This window comes from Streptomyces sp. NPDC002643 (assembly GCF_053592555.1).
In genome coordinates this window covers 1-18,909 of record NZ_JBSFVY010000014.1, presented here as the reverse complement: position 1 = coordinate 18,909, position 18,909 = coordinate 1, and the positions used below count along the sequence as shown (strand labels likewise).

The 18,909-nt window shown below is 69.4% G+C and carries 17 protein-coding genes, 1 rRNA gene and 1 pseudogene; 3 read left to right on the top strand and 16 right to left on the bottom strand.

Annotated elements, in window-relative coordinates; genetic code table 11:
* Window positions 1–178: 178 nt before the first annotated feature.
* The 5 genes from ACWD4G_RS21890 to ACWD4G_RS21870 form a co-directional block, all read right to left on the bottom strand.
* Window positions 179–1,918, bottom strand: coding sequence for a uroporphyrinogen-III synthase (locus ACWD4G_RS21890; RefSeq protein WP_451295863.1), 1,740 nt, complete (start codon window positions 1,916–1,918; stop codon window positions 179–181).
* Window positions 1,915–2,883 (bottom strand): hydroxymethylbilane synthase, encoded by a 969-nt coding sequence (hemC, locus tag ACWD4G_RS21885; protein WP_451295861.1) that lies wholly within the window; start codon window positions 2,881–2,883, stop codon window positions 1,915–1,917. The genes ACWD4G_RS21890 and hemC overlap by 4 nt, the downstream gene beginning before the upstream one ends.
* Window positions 2,880–4,661: a glutamyl-tRNA reductase gene (locus tag ACWD4G_RS21880; protein WP_451295859.1), complete on the bottom strand. Its 1,782-nt coding sequence runs from the start codon at window positions 4,659–4,661 to the stop codon at window positions 2,880–2,882. The genes hemC and ACWD4G_RS21880 overlap by 4 nt, the downstream gene beginning before the upstream one ends.
* Complete coding sequence (locus ACWD4G_RS21875; protein ID WP_451295857.1) at window positions 4,658–5,413, bottom strand: redox-sensing transcriptional repressor Rex; 756 nt, start codon at window positions 5,411–5,413, stop codon at window positions 4,658–4,660. The genes ACWD4G_RS21880 and ACWD4G_RS21875 overlap by 4 nt, the downstream gene beginning before the upstream one ends.
* Before the next feature lie 306 nt (window positions 5,414–5,719).
* Window positions 5,720–6,016 (bottom strand): glutaredoxin family protein, encoded by a 297-nt coding sequence (locus ACWD4G_RS21870; protein ID WP_451295855.1) that lies wholly within the window; start codon window positions 6,014–6,016, stop codon window positions 5,720–5,722.
* A gap of 197 nt (window positions 6,017–6,213) precedes the next feature.
* Between ACWD4G_RS21870 and ACWD4G_RS21865 the strand changes: the two genes are divergently transcribed.
* Complete coding sequence (locus tag ACWD4G_RS21865) at window positions 6,214–7,173, top strand: HAD family hydrolase (protein ID WP_451295853.1); 960 nt, start codon at window positions 6,214–6,216, stop codon at window positions 7,171–7,173.
* A 300-nt stretch (window positions 7,174–7,473) separates the two neighbouring features.
* On the opposite strand, the pseudogene ACWD4G_RS21860 reads toward ACWD4G_RS21865, so the two are convergent.
* Both ACWD4G_RS21860 and ACWD4G_RS21855 read right to left on the bottom strand, forming a co-directional pair.
* Window positions 7,474–7,704, bottom strand: a pseudogene (locus ACWD4G_RS21860) (helix-turn-helix domain-containing protein); the annotation flags it as partial.
* A complete protein-coding gene (locus tag ACWD4G_RS21855; RefSeq protein WP_451295851.1) occupies window positions 7,704–8,201 on the bottom strand; it encodes a DUF2975 domain-containing protein in 498 nt (165 codons plus the stop codon). The pseudogene ACWD4G_RS21860 and the gene ACWD4G_RS21855, both read right to left, overlap by 1 nt.
* Before the next feature lie 417 nt (window positions 8,202–8,618).
* Between ACWD4G_RS21855 and ACWD4G_RS21850 the strand changes: the two genes are divergently transcribed.
* Both ACWD4G_RS21850 and ACWD4G_RS21845 read left to right on the top strand, forming a co-directional pair.
* Window positions 8,619–9,449, top strand: coding sequence for an ECF subfamily RNA polymerase sigma factor, BldN family (locus ACWD4G_RS21850; protein WP_451295849.1), 831 nt, complete (start codon window positions 8,619–8,621; stop codon window positions 9,447–9,449).
* Between the two features lie 329 nt (window positions 9,450–9,778).
* Window positions 9,779–11,020 (top strand): DUF5667 domain-containing protein, encoded by a 1,242-nt coding sequence (locus tag ACWD4G_RS21845; RefSeq protein ID WP_451295847.1) that lies wholly within the window; start codon window positions 9,779–9,781, stop codon window positions 11,018–11,020.
* A 402-nt stretch (window positions 11,021–11,422) separates the two neighbouring features.
* Here ACWD4G_RS21845 and ACWD4G_RS21840 read toward each other — a convergent pair whose 3' ends face one another.
* The 9 genes from ACWD4G_RS21840 to rrf form a co-directional block, all read right to left on the bottom strand.
* Complete coding sequence (locus ACWD4G_RS21840) at window positions 11,423–12,508, bottom strand: lysophospholipid acyltransferase family protein (RefSeq protein WP_451295845.1); 1,086 nt, start codon at window positions 12,506–12,508, stop codon at window positions 11,423–11,425.
* 14 nt (window positions 12,509–12,522) lie between these two features.
* Window positions 12,523–13,605, bottom strand: coding sequence for an NAD-dependent epimerase/dehydratase family protein (locus tag ACWD4G_RS21835; protein WP_451295843.1), 1,083 nt, complete (start codon window positions 13,603–13,605; stop codon window positions 12,523–12,525).
* 315 nt (window positions 13,606–13,920) lie between these two features.
* Window positions 13,921–14,019 (bottom strand): 30S ribosomal protein bS22, encoded by a 99-nt coding sequence (locus ACWD4G_RS21830; protein ID WP_003948845.1) that lies wholly within the window; start codon window positions 14,017–14,019, stop codon window positions 13,921–13,923.
* A 165-nt stretch (window positions 14,020–14,184) separates the two neighbouring features.
* Complete coding sequence (locus ACWD4G_RS21825; RefSeq protein WP_451295841.1) at window positions 14,185–14,397, bottom strand: helix-turn-helix domain-containing protein; 213 nt, start codon at window positions 14,395–14,397, stop codon at window positions 14,185–14,187.
* A 129-nt stretch (window positions 14,398–14,526) separates the two neighbouring features.
* Window positions 14,527–15,342, bottom strand: coding sequence for a phosphatase (locus ACWD4G_RS21820; RefSeq protein ID WP_451295839.1), 816 nt, complete (start codon window positions 15,340–15,342; stop codon window positions 14,527–14,529).
* Window positions 15,343–15,631: 289 nt separating this feature from the next.
* Window positions 15,632–16,807, bottom strand: coding sequence for an acetoin utilization protein AcuC (locus ACWD4G_RS21815; RefSeq protein ID WP_451295838.1), 1,176 nt, complete (start codon window positions 16,805–16,807; stop codon window positions 15,632–15,634).
* Complete coding sequence (locus tag ACWD4G_RS21810; protein WP_451295836.1) at window positions 16,758–17,975, bottom strand: MFS transporter; 1,218 nt, start codon at window positions 17,973–17,975, stop codon at window positions 16,758–16,760. The genes ACWD4G_RS21815 and ACWD4G_RS21810 overlap by 50 nt, the downstream gene beginning before the upstream one ends.
* Window positions 17,976–18,041: 66 nt before the next feature.
* The gene (locus tag ACWD4G_RS21805; RefSeq protein ID WP_451295834.1) at window positions 18,042–18,686 is read right to left on the bottom strand and encodes an HAD family hydrolase; all 645 of its coding nucleotides are present in this window, start codon (window positions 18,684–18,686) and stop codon (window positions 18,042–18,044) included.
* A gap of 73 nt (window positions 18,687–18,759) precedes the next feature.
* Window positions 18,760–18,876: ribosomal RNA gene (gene rrf, locus ACWD4G_RS21800) — 5S ribosomal RNA — on the bottom strand.
* Between the last annotated feature and the right edge of the window lie 33 nt (window positions 18,877–18,909).

Below are 18,909 nucleotides of genomic sequence, written 5' to 3'. Positions count from 1 at the left end.
AACCCGGCCTCCACGAGGGCGAACTGATGCACGCGGAGTGACCCCGCACGCCCCCCGAACGCCGCCCATACGGGTGCCGTAACGCCCTGAAACGCCGGAACGGCGTGAGGTCGTGTCCTACGACACGGCAACCTCACGCCGTCCCCGCCGATCCAAGCGGCCGTCCGCGACCCCTCGCTCAGGTGGTCGTCCGCCGTCTGCGCGCCCCCGGCCTCCGCTCGCTCGGCCGGGTCACCGGGTCGCCCGCCTCCAGTGCGGCGGCCCTGCGGCGCAGCCCGAAGTCGGCCAGGGCCTCCGCGAGCTTGTGCACGGACGGCTCCGGAGCCATCACGTCCACCCGCAGACCATGCTCCTCGGCGGTCTTGGCCGTGGCCGGACCGATACAGGCGATCACCGTCACGTTGTGCGGCTTCCCGGCGATGCCGACCAGGTTCCGCACGGTGGACGACGACGTGAAGAGCACGGCGTCGAAGCCACCGCCCTTGATCGCCTCCCGGGTCTCGGCCGGCGGCGGCGAGGCGCGCACGGTCCGGTAGGCCGTGACGTCGTCGACCTCCCAGCCCAGCTCGATGAGCCCGGCGACGAGCGTCTCGGTCGCGATGTCGGCGCGGGGAAGGAACACCCGGTCGATCGGGTCGAAGACGGGGTCGTACGGCGGCCAGTCCTCAAGGAGTCCGGCGGCGCTCTGCTCCCCGCTCGGCACCAGATCCGGCTTCACACCGAAGGCGACCAGCGCCTTGGCCGTCTGCTCCCCCACCGCCGCGACCTTGATCCCGGCGAAGGCGCGGGCGTCGAGCCCGTACTCCTCGAACTTCTCGCGGACCGCCTTGACCGCGTTCACCGAGGTGAAGGCGATCCACTCGTACCGCCCGGTCACGAGCCCCTTCACGGCCCGCTCCATCTGCTGCGGCGTCCGCGGCGGCTCGACGGCGATCGTCGGGACCTCGTGCGGTACGGCGCCGTAGGAGCGGAGTTGGTCGGAGAGCGAGGCCGCCTGTTCCTTCGTACGCGGGACGAGGACGCGCCAGCCGAACAGCGGCTTGTTCTCGAACCACGACAACTGGTCGCGCTGGGCGGCGGCGGAACGCTCACCGACCACGGCTATCACCGGCCGCCCGCCCTCGGGCGAGGGCAGCACCTTGGCCTGCTTCAGGGTCTGGGCGATCGTGCCCAGCGTCGCGCTCCAGGTCCGCTGCCGGGTCGTCGTACCGGCGACGGTCACCGTCAGCGGCGTGTCCGGCTTGCGCCCCGCCGCCACCAGTTCACCGGCGGCGGCCGCGACCGTCTCCAGCGTCGCCGAGACCACGACCGTCCCGTCGGAGGACCCGACCTCGGTCCAGCAGCGGTCGGAGGCGGTGCGCGCGTCCACGAAGCGGACGTCGGCGCCCTGCGCGTCCCGCAGCGGCACGCCGGCGTACGCGGGCACGCCCACGACCGCCGCGACACCCGGCACCACCTCGAACGGCACCCCGGCGGCGGCGCACGCCAGCATCTCCTCGGTGGCGTAAGTGTCCAGGCCAGGGTCCCCGGACACCGCACGGACGACCCGCTTGCCGCCCCGCGCGGCCTCCATGACAAGATGTGCGGCATCGCGCACAGCGGGTGCACCAGCGGTTGTTGACGAGCCGTCAACAACCGTCAGCTGGGGCGTGCCCGTGCCCGAGAACGTGTCCAGACAGGACGCGGAGTTCCCGGACGTCACCGACGTCGGCGGGCCCGGGTCGGTGTCCAGTAGGGCGACGCCGGCGCGGGCGTGCACACGTACGACGTCGAGCACCTCGTGCTCGGCGACGAGGACGTCCGCGTTCGCCAGCGCCTCGACGGCGCGCAGTGTCAGCAGTCCCGGATCACCGGGTCCGGCACCGAGGAAGGTGACGTGACCGTGGTCCGGACCGGCGGGAAGGGTGGTGGGGCTCAATGTGCTCGCTCCCCCATCAGACCGGCCGCGCCCTTAGCGAGCATCTCGGCGGCGAGTTCACGGCCGAGCGCCATTGCTTGGTCGTACGTCTCGGGCACGGGACCGGTGGTGGACAGCTGCACCAGCGTCGAGCCGTCGGTCGTGCCGACGACGCCGCGCAGGCGCATCTCCTTGACAATCTGCCCGTCGGACAGAAGGTCGGCGTACGCACCCACAGGTGCGCTGCAACCGGCCTCCAGCGCGGCGAGAAGGGACCGCTCGGCGGCCACGGCGGCCCGCGTGTGCGGGTCGTCGAGTCCGGCGAGCGCGGCGATCAACGTCGCGTTGTCCGCGGCGCATTCGATCGCCAGTGCCCCCTGGCCGGGGGCGGGCAAAACAGTGTCGACCGAAAGGAAATCGGTCACTTCCTCGATCCGTCCGATCCGGTTCAGTCCGGCGGCGGCCAGGACAACAGCGTCCAGCTCACCTTTTCGTACGTATCCGATCCGGGTGTCGACGTTCCCTCGGATCGGGACCGTCTCGATCGTCAGGCCGTGGCCGCGCGCGTACGCGTTGAGCTGGGCCATCCGCCGGGGCGAGCCGGTGCCGATCCTCGCGCCCTCAGGGAGATCCGCGAAGGCGAGTCCGTCGCGGGCGATCAGTACGTCCCTGGGGTCCTCGCGGACGGGGACGGCGGCCAGTGCCAGCTCGGCGGGCTGCGCGGTCGGCAGGTCCTTGAGCGAGTGCACCGCGAAGTCGACCTCGCCGCGCAGCAGCGCGTCGCGCAGCGCGGTGACGAACACACCCGTGCCGCCGATCTGCGCCAGATTCTCGCGGGAGACATCGCCGTACGTCGTGATCTCCACGAGTTCCACCGGGCGTCCGGTCAGCCGGCGGACCTGGTCCGCCACCTGCCCGGACTGGGCCATGGCGAGTGTGCTGCGCCTGGTCCCGAGCCGCAGCGTCCCGCTGCCTCGCTCACTCATGATCGCCCTCGGTTCTCGGCGTTCGGTTCGCTGACCCCGCTGTCCGCGCGGGGGTCATGGTCTTCGGTGTCCTCGGCCCGGGACACGGCGGCGACCGTCTCCTGGTCCAGGTCGAACAGGGTCCGCAGCGCGTCCGCGTACCCGGCGCCGCCGGGCTCGGCCGCGAGCTGCTTGACCCGTACCGTCGGCGCGTGCAGCAGCTTGTCGACGACGCGCCGCACGGTCTGGGCGATCTCGCCGCGGTGCTTGTCGTCCAGCCCGGGCAGCCGGCCCTCCAGGCGGGCGATCTCGTTCGCCACGACATCGGCGGCCATGGCCCGCAGCGCCACCACGGTCGGTGTGATGTGCGCGGCCCGCTGAGCGGCGCCGAAGGCAGCCACCTCGTCCGAAACGATCCGCCTGACCTTGTCGACGTCCGAGGCCATGGGTGCGTCGGCGGAGGCCTCGGCGAGCGACTCGATGTCGACCAGCCGTACGCCGGGCAGCCGGTGCACGGCGGCGTCGATGTCCCGGGGCATCGCCAGGTCCAGCAGCGCCAGCACCGGCTCCGGCCGGGGCAGCTCGGCGACCGGCTCGGGCCTGCGCAGCTCGGTGATCCGCCCGGTGACGGCGACGGTGGCGGCGAGCGCCGCGATCAGCTCGGCGTCGGCCTCCGGCGTACGCACCGGCTCGCGCTCCGGCGTACGCCGCTTGTCCCGTATGTCGATGGTCGCGTTGTCGACCCAGGCCGCGTGCTGCTCCAGCGTCGCCGCGTCCATCCCGGCGACCGCGGCCTCCCCGAGCACGGAGAAGCCACCGCCCTGCACGGCTCCGGAGGCGAGGTCGAGCGGACAGTTCTCGTCGTCACCGAGAGAGGTGGGCGGCAGGGGTCGTACGACATTCGTACGAGTGTCCGACGGAGCGGTGATCCCCTCGGTCACGACGCCCGCGGCGGGCACCCGGCCCTCGACGGCCGCCGCGACCGCCTCGCCGGTCAGGACCAGGCCGGTCGCACCCGTACAGGAGACAACGACGTCCGCACGTGTCAGCTCGCCCGGCACCGATCGCATCGGTACCGCGCGGGCCAGCACGTCCGTTCCGCCCTGTTCGTTCAAGATCTGGGCCAGGCGCTCGGCCCGGTCGTACGTCCGGTTGGCGATCACGATCTCGGCGACCCCGGCCCGCGCGAGCGTGGCGGCGGCCAGCGACGACATCGAACCGGCGCCGATGACGACGGCCCGCTTGCCCCGCGCCCAGCTCTCCACGTCCCCACCGGCGGTGAACTGTTCGAGACCGAACGTCACCAGCGACTGCCCGGCCCGGTCGATCCCGGTCTCGGAGTGCGCCCGCTTGCCGACCCTCAGCCCCTGCTGGAACAGATCGTTCAGCAGCCGCCCGGCGCCGTGCGTCTCCTGCGCGGCGGCCAGCGAGTTCTTGATCTGCCCGAGGATCTGCCCCTCGCCCACGACCATGGAGTCGAGCCCGCAGGCCACGGAGAACAGATGGTGGACGGCCCGGTCCTCGTAGTGCACGTACAGATACGGAGTCAGCTCGTCCAGCCCGACCCCGCTGTGCTGGGCGAGCAGCGTCGACAGCTCGGCGACACCGGCGTGGAACTTGTCCACGTCCGCGTACAACTCGATCCGGTTGCAGGTGGCGAGGAGCGCGGCCTCGGCGGCCGGCTCGGCGGCGACCGTGTCCTGAAGCAACTTGATCTGCGCGTCCGGGGACAGCGCGGCCCGCTCCAGCACACTCACCGGTGCGCTGCGATGGCTCAGTCCGACGACCAGAAGACTCATGCCGGCATCACGGCGGGGACATCCCCGTCGGGCCCTTTCCCGGACTCCTTGGGAGCCAGCGGTACGGCCCCGGACTCACCCGCGGCCTCCTCGCCGGCCTTGCGCTGCTCATGGAAGGCGAGGATCTGCAGCTCGATCGACAGATCCACCTTGCGTACGTCCACCCCGTCCGGCACGGACAGCACCGTCGGCGCGAAGTTCAGGATGGAGGTGACACCCGCCGCGACCAGCCGGTCGCACACCTGCTGGGCGGCACCGGCGGGCGTGGCGATGACCCCGATCGACACCCCGTTGTCGTCGATGATCTTTTCCAGATCGTCCGTGTGCTGGACCGGAATACCCGCGACCGGCTTCCCCGCCATCGCCGGATCGGCGTCGATCAGCGCCGCCACCCGGAATCCACGGGAGGCGAACCCTCCGTAATTGGCCAGCGCCGCGCCGAGATTACCGATACCGACGATCACCACGGGCCAGTCCTGGGTGAGCCCCAGCTCACGCGAGATCTGGTAGACGAGATACTCGACGTCGTAGCCGACCCCACGCGTGCCGTACGAACCCAGGTACGAGAAGTCCTTGCGCAGCTTCGCGGAGTTGACCCCCGCGGCGGCCGCCAGCTCCTCGGATGAAACGGTGGGGACCGAGCGCTCCGACAGCGCGGTCAGGGCACGGAGGTACAGCGGAAGCCTGGCGACGGTGGCCTCGGGAATCCCTCGGCTACGGGTCGCCGGTCGGTGAGTTCGGCCAGTTGCCACGGTGCTCCTGCGGGTAGAGCGGGGCTGCGGGCGGTCATGCGTCCCCAGACCGCCCCGTCGACAGCAGGCTATGTCTTTGTGAACGCGTGCACAAAGATGGTGTCCGATTTGCCCAGCCAACGTGACCGGGCTCACGCACACGCGACGCAGGCGTACGGAACCGGCACACGCGTACCTTCGTTCCTCACCAGACGCCTTGATCGACGGGGGCAAAACCGCACACTCTCCTCACGCATCCCGCCCCCGAGACCAACCAGCCCATCGATCCTAAGCGACTTTTGGGACCACTTGGACTGGTCGGTCAGGTCACAACTGGGACAGGGCTTTACGCAGCCGCTCCTCGTTCACACGCCAGAAGGTGTGCTGGGCCCCATCCACGAGCACCACCGGAATCTGCTCCCAGTACTCCCGGTGCAATTCCGCATCCCGGGTGATGTCCTTCTTCTCCCAGGGAACGCCCAGTTCACCGCAGATCCGCGCGACGACCGCCTCCGCGTCGTCGCACAGATGACACCCGGGTTTCCCGATCAGTGTGACGAGTCGCTCACCCGAACTCTTCGGATTCTTCGGCGTCCGCCGGAACATGGCACTCATGTCGGCCATTGTCGCTCCGCACCGGATGTGCACACCTCCTCCTCATCAGGAGGCACACGACCTGCCCTTTCCCTCACCGGTTCCGCCCCGTGGCGCACGGCGACACACCAACCCGACCACTTCTTTAACGACACGGTCGTGGAGAGTTCACAGCGCGCAAACCTCTCGACTCCGGAAGTCCCGAACAGACTGGCTATGCTCACGACATGGCCGCTCTAGGATGGCTCACTCCCCGTAGGCGCTCCGCCACGGCACGGAGCGTTTTGGCAGGCGAGGCCTCGGCAGAGGCAGCGCGCAAGTCCTCCCAGGAGTTGGAGGACCTCGTTCCCGCGCCCGCCGTCAAGGAGAAGGGCAAGGACAAGAAGGAGAAGGAACCGGAGTTCCCGGTCCTGGGCGACGACAAGGCCGCCGCCTTCTTCGACCTCGACAACACCGTCATGCAGGGCGCCTCCCTGTTCCACTTCGGCCGGGGCCTGTACAAACGGAAGTTCTTCCAGACCCGCGACCTCGCCCGATTCGCCTGGCAGCAGGCGTGGTTCAGACTGGCCGGCTCGGAGGACCCCGAGCACATGCAGGACGCCCAGAACTCCGCCCTCTCCATCGTCCAGGGCCATCGCGTCGCCGAACTGACGATCATCGGCGAGGAGATCTACGACGAGTACATGGCCGAACGCATCTGGCCGGGCACCCGCGCCCTCGCCCAGGCCCATCTGGACGCGGGCCAGAAGGTGTGGCTGGTGACGGCGGCCCCGGTGGAGATCGCCCAGGTCATCGCCCGCCGCCTCGGCCTGACCGGCGCGCTCGGCACGGTCGCCGAGTCGGTGGACGGCGTCTACACCGGCAAGCTGGTCGGCGAACCCCTGCACGGCCCGGCGAAGGCCGAGGCGGTACGCGCCCTCGCGGCGGCCGAGGGCCTGGACCTCTCCCGCTGCGCCGCCTACAGCGACAGCCACAACGACATCCCCATGCTGTCGCTGGTCGGCCACCCCTACGCCATCAACCCCGACACCAAGCTCCGCAAACACGCCCGGGCCCAGGACTGGCGGCTGCGCGACTACCGCACGGCGCGGAAGGCGGCGAAGGTGGGCCTCCCGGCGGCGGCCGGCGTGGGCGCGGTAGCGGGCGGCACGGCAGCGGCAATCGCCCTGTCCCGCCGCAGGCGCTGACCCCGGCCCCCTCGCCGGTCGGCTGCCCTCATCGATGGCTTCCCCTCACCGGTCGGCTGCCCTCATCGATGGCTTCCCCTCGCCCGCAGATTCCCCTCACCGGTCGGCTTCCCCTGACCCGTTGGCCCCCTTCACCGGTGAGTTCCCCTCGCCCGCCGACCTCCCTCACCCGTGAGTTCCCTCGCCCGCCGATCCCCCTCACCGGCCAGCCCCCTTCACCTGTCGGCTCCCCCTCGCCAGCCGACTTCCCTCATCTGTCGGCTTCTCCCGCACCAGTCGGCCCCCTTCACCCACCGGCTCCCCTTCACCGGCCGGCCTCCCCTCCCCGTCGGACTCCCAGCGCAGCAGGTCCCCCGGCTGGCACTCCAGCACCTGACACAGCGCCGCGAGCGTGGTGAACCGCACCGCCTTGGCCCGGCCGTTCTTCAGGACGGCCAGGTTCGCGGCGGTGATCCCCACCCGCTCCGCGAGTTCCCCCACGGACATCTTCCGCTTGGCCAGCATCACGTCGACGTCGACGACGATCGGCATCAGATCACCTCGGCCAGTTCGGCCCGCATCCGCGTCGCCTCGATGTCCCGCGCGACGGCCTGGGCGAGCAGTATCCGCAGCACGAGCACGATGAGCGCGACCCCGAGCACCCCGAGGCCCACCCCGCCCAGCAGCAGCACGACCCCCGGCGCCACCGCCTCACCGGGCGCCAGGACGACACCGAAGGCGAACACCAGCAGCGCGGCCCCCACCATCGCCCCGATCACGCCGTGCACATAGCGGAAGGCCGCCTCCGAGAACACCGTCCCCCGGCGAACCATGGTCACCAGCCGCCACACACAGAACAGCACGGCCTGGACCGCCACCATCCCGAGCACCACGATCACCAGCGTCGGGGTCCGCACATACGCGACGTCCGCGTCGAGCCCCTCCAGATCGGCACCGAGCAACGGCACCATCACCACCTGCACGAACACCGACCCGACGAACAACACCCCGAGCACAGCCCGCAGGGCGAGCACGGCCAGCCGTCCCATTCCACCCCTCCTTCACTCGACCAACGATGGAAATCTATCGATATTCGATAGACAAGACAAGGGGAGGGCTAAGAGCGAGACAAGAGCGAAGCCCGGAAGGCGCCAGGCGAGGGAGGCGATTCCGGCTGTCATACCCGGACGGGGTGCACCACAGTCACACCATTTCCACACGACCACAACACGCCCCGCACCCAGACGGATCACGAACCCAATCAGTCAACAACCGATCACGGAGCGGTACTTGAATTGGCGGCAATCGGTAACAGAAGCGCCGTAATCGATGATTTGAGCAACTGGGTGTAGCAGTGCCTGCACGAAGCGTTATTCTCCTCAGACGCAAACCGGTACCCCTCCGTCGCTACGACGGGTGAATGGTCCCGTACTGCACGTGATGGAAGCTCTGCCTCTGGGAGTCCCGTGTACCCACACGTCGGGGTTGACGCCTCGGGCCTGGCTACGCTGCGCGCAACAGTCAACGAACTGTTGCGCGGCTTCGTCCCCACCGCGTACGCCGTCCCCGCCCTCGCCGCCTCCACCGCGCCCGTAAGCCCGTGTTACGCACTGGCCGATGGCATCGAACGGGGGTCGGCGCACAACGCCGTCGTCGGGGGGCGGAGGTCGGGTGACGGGCGGGAGGCGGGCAGACGAGGCCGTTCTGGAGCCACCGCCACCACCACCCGCCGCCCCGCCGCCGACAGCGACAGCGCGCGCATGATGGACCTCGTCGAACGCGCCCAGTCCGGCGAGGCCGAAGCGTTCGGCCGCCTGTACGACCAGTACAGCGACACCGTCTACCGGTACATCTACTACCGCGTCGGCGGCAAGGCGACCGCCGAGGACCTCACCAGTGAGACGTTCCTGCGCGCCCTGCGCCGTATCGGCACCTTCACCTGGCAGGGCCGCGACTTCGGCGCCTGGCTGGTCACCATCGCCCGCAACCTGGTGGCCGACCACTTCAAGTCCAGCCGCTTCCGCCTCGAAGTCACCACCGGCGAGATGCTCGACGCCAACGAGGTCGAGCGCTCTCCCGAGGACTCCGTCCTGGAGTCCCTCTCCAACGCCGCCCTCCTGGAAGCCGTACGCCGGCTCAACCCCCAGCAGCAGGAGTGCGTCACCCTCCGCTTCCTCCAGGGCCTCTCCGTCGCCGAGACCGCCCGTGTCATGGGCAAGAACGAGGGCGCGATCAAGACCCTCCAGTACCGCGCGGTGCGCACCCTCGCCCGCCTCCTCCCCGACGACGCCCGCTGAGCCGCGCCGCGTCGCCTCCCACCGCGCCACGTCGCCTCCCACCGCTCCGAGCCGCCCCCGCACCACCCCTCCCCGCTTCCGGGCCGCAGCGTGCCGCACTCACCCCGCACGCACCCTCAACTCACCCTCCGTTGAGGAAGGTTGACTTCACGGCCCGGTCCCCGGCCGTCCGTAACCCAAGTGCCGCGCCGCTCGTTGTGCGGGATACAGGCTCCCTGTGGTCACGCCCCGACCGACATCGATCACTCGATCGTGTGGACCGGTCGACGGTGTGCAACCCTCAGGACCCCCTGGGGAGTCGACCGTCATGACGAGAGGAGGTGCCGCCAGTGATCGCGAACGTATCGGCGCACCGGCGGGCGAACGCCTTCGCCCAGGCCCTGGAGGAGCTGTCCGACCGGGGCACGGCGGCCGAGCAGCCCGAAGGATCGGCACCGGCCCCGGCAGCTGAACAGACCGAGCCGGGCCGCCTGTTGACCCTGGCGACCGGTCTCGGCGAGCTGCCCAAGCCGGAGTTCGACCCGGAGGTCAAGGTCGTCCAGCGCGCCCAACTGGTGGCGGCGATGGAGGCCATGCTGCGGGACGGCACGGTCGCAGGCGAATCGGCAGATCTTTCGGTGCCCGAGCAGCGATCGGGAAGGTCGCGTGGTGCTCACCGGGCAAGCGCACTGGGCAAGTTGCGACCGCGTTCACGGCTGACGAAAGGGCTCGCCGCGGGCGGGCTCAGCGTCGGCGTCGCCGCGGGAGCCTTCGGCGGGGTAGCGGCCGCCAGCTCCGACGCCCTCCCCGGTGACTCGCTCTACGGCCTCAAGCGCGGCATCGAGGACGTGAAACTCACCCTGGCCGACGACAGCGACGACCGCGGCCAGCTCTATCTGGACCAGGCGTCCACCCGGCTCGGTGAGGCCCGCAGACTCATGGAGCGAGGGCGCGGCGGCCATCTCGACCACGAGTACCTCGGCGAGATCCGCCGCGCCCTCACCGGTATGCGGCACGACGCCTCAGAAGGCCACCGTCTGCTCCACGAGGCCTATGCGCGCGACCCTGAATCCCTCGGCCCCATCCAGGCCCTCTCGGCCTTCTCCCGGTCCCACCGGGAGACCTGGGGCGCGCTCCGCGACCGGCTGCCCGTACAGCTCGGGGACGTCAGCGCGGAGGTCACCTCGGTCTTCGCCGCCATAGAGGAAGAGGTCGCCCCGCACCAGTCGCTGCTGCCCCAGCCCCCCGTCCGGGACGGCGACGACAAGCAGCGCTCCCCGGGCTCCGAGGCCCCCGGCTCCACGGCCCCCGGTCACCGCCCGGCCCCGAGCGCCTCCGGCGGCACCGCCACCGACGGCACCCAGGGCGGCGACAGCAAGCCCCAGCCGTCCACCTCGGACAGCGGCGAGGAGGGCCTGGTCGGCGGCACCACCGGCGGCCTCCTGAACCCACCCCAGACCGCCCCCACCACCGGCTCCCCCTCCACGGGCGGCAAAACCACCCCCTCCGAAGAGCCCGACGTCACCCTTCCCCCCCTACTCCCGGGCCTCCTCCCGGACCTGGGCATCGACAGCCAGAACACCACCGACTGACCCCCCACGCGTGCGAACAGGGGCGCCCTTCACAACGAAGGGCGCCCCTGTTCGCATGTATACGCAGCTACGGCCAATCCCGCCGCTGGGCCGGCTGCCCACCCCGCCGTCCTAGCTGCGGGCAGCCCTGCCGCCGAGGCGGCTGCCCACCCACCCGTCCTAGCTGCGGGCAATCCTGCCGCCGAGGCGGCTGCCCACCCACCCGTCCTAGCTGCGGGCAATCCTGCCGCCGAGGCGGCTGCCCACCCGCCAGTCGTCATAGCTGCGGGCAATCGTGCCGCTGGGGCGGCACGGGTGGGCGCAGCGGTACCTCGTTACCGCCGAGCTGCGAAACCCACCCCCGCCCAGCCCCACCCCCGGGCGCCGCACCACCCCCAGAAGACCACCTTCAGCGGAACACCCTCAGAAGAACACCGACCGCCGCTGCACCAACAACTTGTACAGCGTGTGCTGAATCTGCTCCCGAACCTGATCGGTCAAGTTGAACATCAGCATCGGATCATCAGCGGCCTCCGGCGGATAACCATCCGTCAAAATCGGCTCCCCGAACTGAATCGTCCACTTCGTCGGCAAGGGCACCGCCCCCAGCGGCCCGAGCCAAGGAAACGTAGGCGTGATCGGAAAGTACGGAAACCCCAGCAACCGAGCCAACGTCTTCGAGTTCCCGATCATCGGATAGATCTCCTCGGCCCCCACGATCGAGCACGGGATGATCGGCGTCCCGGCCCGCAACGCGGTGGACACAAACCCACCCCGCCCGAACCGCTGCAACTTGTACCGCTCCCCAAAGGGCTTCCCCAGCCCCTTGAACCCCTCCGGCATCACCCCGACCAGCTCCCCCTGCTCCAACAGCCGCGAGGCGTCCTCGGCGCAGGCGAGCGTATGCCCGAGCTTGCGGGCCAGCTCGTTGACCACCGGCAGCATGAAGACCAGATCCGCGGCGAGCAGCCGCAGATGACGGCCCGCGGGATGGTTGTCGTGGACGGCGACCTGCATCATCAGCCCGTCCATCGGCAGGGTCCCCGAATGGTTGGCGACGATCAGCGCGCCACCGTCCGTCGGAATGTTCTCGATGCCCTTCACCTCGACCCGGAAGTACTTCTCGTACACCGGCCGCAGCAGGGACATCAGCACCTGGTCGGTCAGCTCGGCGTCATAGCCGAAGTCGTCGACCTCGTAGTCACCGGTGAGCCGCTTGCGCAGAAACGCGAGCCCGCCCGCGATCCGTCGCTCCAGCTCACTGCCAACCTGCGCCTCGGCGGCCTCCTGGGGCGGCTCCGGCTGATCCCGTGTCACAGGAACATCATCGACGCCCGAGGCCCGTCCGGGGAGAGGCTGAACCTCACCGGTCTCACGAGCCCCATGGACATCGCGTACGACCGCGGCCTCGCCCTTGCGCCGGCTCCCCGCCCGGCGGCGGGACGGGCGCTGCACGGCTCCCCCGCGCGTACGGTCGTCGTCGAACGGAATGACCTTGGCATCCGCCATCGTTGACGCTCTCCTCAGTTGGCGCTCTGCGTCGGGGGTTGGCCACCGCCCGGAACGGACCCGGGCAGTGCGGGGACGGGCAGTGCGGCGATCTTGTCGATGACCCCCGCGACCGCCTCGGGCGGCAGCAGTCCGGGACCCCGGCCGCGCGCGAAGTCCGCGAAGGTCTCGGCGGTGGTGTACTTCGCGGTGTAGCCCAGGGTGCCGCGCATCTGGTGGGTCGACACGACCCGGCCATGGGTCAACAGCCGCAGCTGCTCGGGCGAGAAGTCCGAGACGCCGAGCGTACGGACCATGGAGCCGACCCAGCTGACCGCCGGCATCAGCAGCGGCACGGTCGGCCGGCCGAGGCGCCGCGCGCACTGCGACAGCAGCAGGACCCCGTCGCCGGCGATATTGAACGTGCCGCTGTTGAGCGTGGACCGCCGGGGTTCGTGCGAGGCGATCCGCAGCACCTCGATGACGTCGTCCTCATGCACGAACTGCAGCCGGGGGTCATAGCCCAGCACGGTCGGCAGCACCGGCAACGAGAAGTACGAGGCGAGCGGTGTGTCGGCGCTGGGCCCGAGGATGTTGGCGAACCTGAGCACGCACACGGCCACATCGGGCCTGCGCCGCGCGAAGCCCCGTACATATCCCTCGACCTCGACGGTGTCCTTGGCGAAGCCACCGCTGGGCAGCGACTTGGGCGGGGTGGTCTCGGTGAACACGGCCGGGTCGCGGGGCGCGGACCCGTAGACGTTCGTACTGGACTTGACGACGAGCCGCTTGATGGACGGGGACTTCTGGCAGGCACCGAGCAGCTGCATGGTGCCGATGACGTTGGTCTCCTTCAGCGTGGCCCGGCCGCCGCTGCCCAGCGGGGTGCCGGTGACGTCCATATGGACCACGGTGTCGACCTCGTGCTCGGCCAGCACTCGGGCGATGGCCGGGTGGCGGATGTCGGCCTGCACGAACTCCGCGCCGCCCAGATGGTGGCCGGGCGGCACCGCGTCGACCGCGATCACCCGGTCGACCTCCGGGTCACGCTGGATGCGCCGTACGAACCGGCCTCCCAGCTGCCGGGCCACCCCGGTCACGAGCACGACCTTCCCCAAGATCAGCGCCTTCCTTCCGAACGTCGGCACTCATGGACACAACTCTGCTCGTACTCCGCCGCGTTCCCCGTGTGCGGCCACGTTAGCGGTTTGTCGTTGCGCTGTGATGACCGCGAGGCCGCGTACGGCCAGGAAAAGCAGCCGGAAAAACACTGTGACCCCCCACCGCTCCGGGTGGGGGGTCACAGTGATGCGCTCCAACAGCTCTCGCGCAAGCAGCAAGACGTACGACCCCACGTATACCGCGCACACGGCAGAAACCGCGGCCCGTGATACGGCCGGAGCCGACCGGACCCTCAACGGGCCCGGATCGCCTTACTTCTTGTTACGACGCTGAACGCGGGTGCGCTTGAGCAGCTTGCGGTGCTTCTTCTTCGCCATCCGCTTGCGCCGCTTCTTGATAACAGAGCCCACGACTACCCTCGCTCACTTCTCATCACTCGGTGTTTGGGCGCCATGGGCCCATACGACCTACGAGGGGCCAGCCTACCCGCCCGAGCGCTGAGGTCGTAATCGAGGGTGAACCGGAGGTTTCCCGGAGACCCCATGAGGCCCCCGGGCACCTTCGGCTCCTAGACGTCAGGCAGTCTCCACCCCCACATAGCTCTCGCGGAGGTACTCGTGAACCGCTTGCTCCGGCACCCGGAAGGACCTGCCCACCCGGATCGCCGGCAGATGACCGCTGTGCACCAACCGGTACACGGTCATCTTCGACACTCGCATCACCGCGGCAACTTCCGCCACGGTCAGGAACACGACCTCGTTGAGAGGCCTCTCGCCAGCTGCAGCCATGACACACCTGAACCTTCCGCACTCGACGGCCACCGGCTTCCCCTTCCGGTGACTCTTCGTCGTTGCGTGCTCACTCCCCAATGTAGGGGCGGGTGATGCGAGTGGGGAAGAGGGGATGCCATCGGCGGCCTACTGTGACAGACACGCCCGATTGAGTACGTAGCGGGTCAGCGGTCGGTAGTAATCAGACCGCACACCGTCATCAAGTGGAACGGCGACGGACACCCGCCCCTCAGCCTCCCCCACGAAGAGCGCAGGATCGTCCGTATCGGCCAGCCCGATCGCCTCAAACCCCAGCTGACCTGCCCCGCAGACCCATCCATGGTCACCGACCACCAGTTCCGGGAGCGGTCCGCCGGCCTCCGCGACGGCCGCCAGGGCCACGCGAACCGGCAGTGGTGAATGGGTGTGCACGCCGGTCGCACAACCGGAGCGAACACCAGTCGCCTCCTGGGCGATTCCGACGCCTCGTACGTAGCCGAGGTTGTACGTGCGTAGACCGAACCGGGTCGTTATGTCGACACGTCTACCCGTCGCGAGGGTGAGGACCTCACACCCCGCCGACGACAATGCGTCCGCCAACGCACCGTAGAAGCCGATCAGCCGATGCGGATGCCCGGTCCCGAAGAGCACCGGGCGACCACGCTGAGCTACGTCCCCCAGCCGCTCGGCGAACCGGTCCAGCGCGGCGATGGTCCGCAGGGGATCAATCACATCCTGCCCGGAAGTGCACCCAGGATCGTCCGAAACCCCACACCTGTCAGCCATGAGCCCGAGCACATCCCGCTCCCGCCAGGCCAGTTCCGGATCAACTCCGATCAGAAACCGAGGATCGCGAGCCGCGAAGAGCCGATAACTCCGCAGACTGACCTCCCGAGCGGTCCCCACCCGCCCCGCCAGCCCCACCCCCACAAGATGCTCCAGCAACCCCCCGACACTCACCACCCCACCGATGCTGCCGCACCGCACACCCCACCCACCCCAAAACGGGGACTGCACCACACAGTTGGCGTAACGCAGCCCTGAGACAGGACCGCAGGCCCTGAAAAGGGGCGCGGGGAACGGCGCGAGCAACCACAACGAACCGTCACCCGCCAACAGCCCTCAGTCCCCGAGCTACTGGGCGGGCCAAATGGGGCGCAGCCCCTGGGGGGCAAGGGGCGCAGCCCCAAGGGGGTCGAAGGGGCACCGCCCCTGGGGATGGGAAGGGTAAGGGCGGCGGGGGCGAACCCCCCTACGGCAACAACCCCCGCAGCGGAAACACAGCCTTCCGCGCAGCCAACACGGCCTGATCCAACCGATCGGCGGGGTCATACCCGGCATCCCACCCGCCCCACCCCACAGGCCACCGCCCATCAGTCATCCGCATGGGCCCCAACTGCCGCGTACGAGCAAACGCCTCCTGCCGCCACCCCTCAGGAATCACACTCTCCGGCGCGATCTCCCGCCCCGAGGCGATCGCCACCAGATGCGTCCACGACCGAGGCACCACCTCCACCACCGCATAACCACCCCCACCGAGCGCGACCCACCGCCCCTCGGAGTGCTCATGCGCCAGCTCATGCAACGCCACCTGCACAGCCCGCTGCGCATCGAGCGACACCGCCAGATGCGCCAGCGGATCTTCGAAGTGCGTATCGGCACCGTGCTGGGTCACCAGCACCTGCGGCCGGAACTCGGCCAACACCTCCGGCACCACCGCGTGAAACGCCCGCAGCCACCCCGCGTCCCCGGTCCCCGCCGGCAACGCCACATTGACGGCCGACCCCTCCGCATCGCCCGGCCCCCCCGTCTCCTCGGGCCACCCGGTCTGCGGGAACAACGTACGGGGATGCTCATGCAGCGAGATCGTCAGCACCCGCGGGTCCTCCCAGAACGCCGCCTGGACCCCGTCCCCGTGATGCACATCGACATCCACATAGGCGACCCGCTCGGCCCCCAGCTCCAACAGCCGGGCGATCGCCAGCGCGGCGTCGTTGTAGATGCAGAACCCCGCCGCGCGCCCCGGCATCGCATGATGCAGCCCACCCGCGAAGTTCACGGCATGCAGGGCGTCCCCCCGCCACACGGCCTCCGCGGCCCCCACCGACTGCCCGGCGATGAGAGCGGACACCTCATGCATCCCACCGAAGGCGGGGTCGTCCATGGTCCCCAGACCGTACGACCCATCCGCCCCGGCAGGGTCGGCGGAAGCCGCCTTCACGGCCGCCACATAGTCCTCACGATGGACAAGCCGCAGCGTCGAGTCCCCCGCGGGCTTCGCCGAGACGACATCCATCTCCCGGTCGAGCCCGAAGGCGGTCACCAGACTCCGGGTCAACGCCAGCCGGACCGGGTCCATCGGATGGTCCGGGCCGAAGTCATAGCCCGTTACTGCCTCGTCCCACATCAGCTGTGCGCGGCCGCTCATGCCCGCCACCGTATCGGTCGGAATGAGTCTCGAACGAGCGGGCGTACACCAATGTGACCAGCACCAACACCATCGGCACGAGCATCGCCCCGCGATAGCTCCAGGCGTCCCCAAGCGTCCCCACCAATGGAGAACCGATCAAAAACCCCACATAGTTGAAGATATTCAGCCGTGCGACGGCCGCATCCGAAGCCCCGGGGAACAACCTCCCCGCCGCGGCGAACGTCTGCGGCACCAGCACACACAGCCCGAGCCCCAGCAGAGTGAACCCGAGCATCCCCACCCAGGCCCCCGGCGCCCCCGCCACCACAGCGAACCCGAGCGCCGCCACAACCGCCCCCGTCCGTACGACGGCCACGGCCCCGAACCTCCGCACCCCGAAGTCCCCGACGGCCCGCCCCAGCAGGGTGGTCACCATGTACACGTTGTACGGCACAGTCGCCAGCTGCTCACTGCTCCCGAGCACATCCTGCAGATACTTCGCACTCCAGTTGGAGACGGTCGAGTCCCCGATATACGCGAAGCACATCACCAGACAGAGCGGCAGCAGCATCTTGAAGGCGACGCCACCCGCCGCCTGGACCTCGACGGCGTCCTTCTTCTCCTCCGCGCCCCCGTCGACATACCACCGACTCCCGACGAGCGCGGCCGGCAGCAGCACGACCACCACCGGCAGATACGACACCAGCAGCGCCAGCTCCCAGTGCGCCCCCACCCACGCCAGCGAGGCCCCGGCTATACCACCCAGGCTGAACACGGCATGGAACCCGAGCATGATGCTCCGCCCGTACGCCCGCTGCAGGCTCACCCCGAGCATGTTCATGGACGCGTCGAGCGCCCCGACGGCCAGCCCGAACGCGGCGAGCGAAAGCCCGAGTTCGACGGTGTCACGGCCGGCCCCGACCCCGAGCAGCGCCAGGAGCACAACAGGCTGAGCCCACCGCAGCACCGTGCTCGGCGGAACCTTCTTCACGATCAGCTCGGTGCACAGACTCCCCACACCGGCGAGGATCGGCACGGCCGCGAGAAAGAGGGGCAGCAGCGCATCGGACACCCCGTACCGGTCCTGAATGGCCGGAATCCGCGTCACGAGCAACGCGAAGGCGACGCCTTGAGCGAAGAAGCTGAACGCCAACGCGGCCCGACCGCGCCGCAGCACATCTGTCATGGCCGAACAGTAGGGGTCGCCCGCTACTCGTGGGTAGAGGAAGTTCCCAAGGAACTTGAGGATTGCTCAACTAAGCAGGCTGACCAGCTCCCGCATATGCCGGAAGCCCCCACGCACCCCGTCCAGCCGCTCCCTTGGCGTCATCGCCGTGAACCCGTACACATCCATCCCGGCCGCGACACCGGCTCGCACCCCGAGCGGGCTGTCCTCGACGACGACACACCGCTCCGGGGCCACCCCCATGCGCTCGGCAGCGTACAGAAACAAGTCAGGCGCCGGCTTCCCCCGCCCCACATCCTGCGAACTGAAGACCCGCCCCTCCCCGAACCACCGGTCGAGCCCTGTCTTCCGATGCCCGACCCGAATCCGCTCATGGCTCCCGGACGACGCCACGCAGTACGGCACCCCGTCCGCGGCCAGCTTCTCCAGCACATCGACGACCCCGTCGACCGGTTCCAACTCCCGCTCGAACGCGGCGAACACCCGCCCATGGAAAACATCGTCGAAGTCCTCGGGCAGCCGCCGCCTCGTCCGCTCCAGCACCAGCTCATGGACCCGATGCATCGCCGACCCCATGTAGTCCCGAATCGATTCCTCGTACGAGGTGGGGTGCCCGAGCTCGGTCAGATACGCGGCCAGCAGCCGATTGGAGATGGGCTCACTGTCGACGAGCACACCGTCGTTGTCGAAGATGACGAGGTCGTATCGCATAACTCGACCATAAGCCGCCCCATAAACGCAGAAAACCCCTGCCGGTCACCCGGCAGGGGTTTTCTCAATATTTGTTCGGCGGCGTCCTACTCTCCCACAGGGTCCCCCCTGCAGTACCATCGGCGCTATGAGGCTTAGCTTCCGGGTTCGGAATGTAACCGGGCGTTTCCCTCACGCTATGACCACCGAAACACTATGAAACAATCAACCGCACCACCCATGA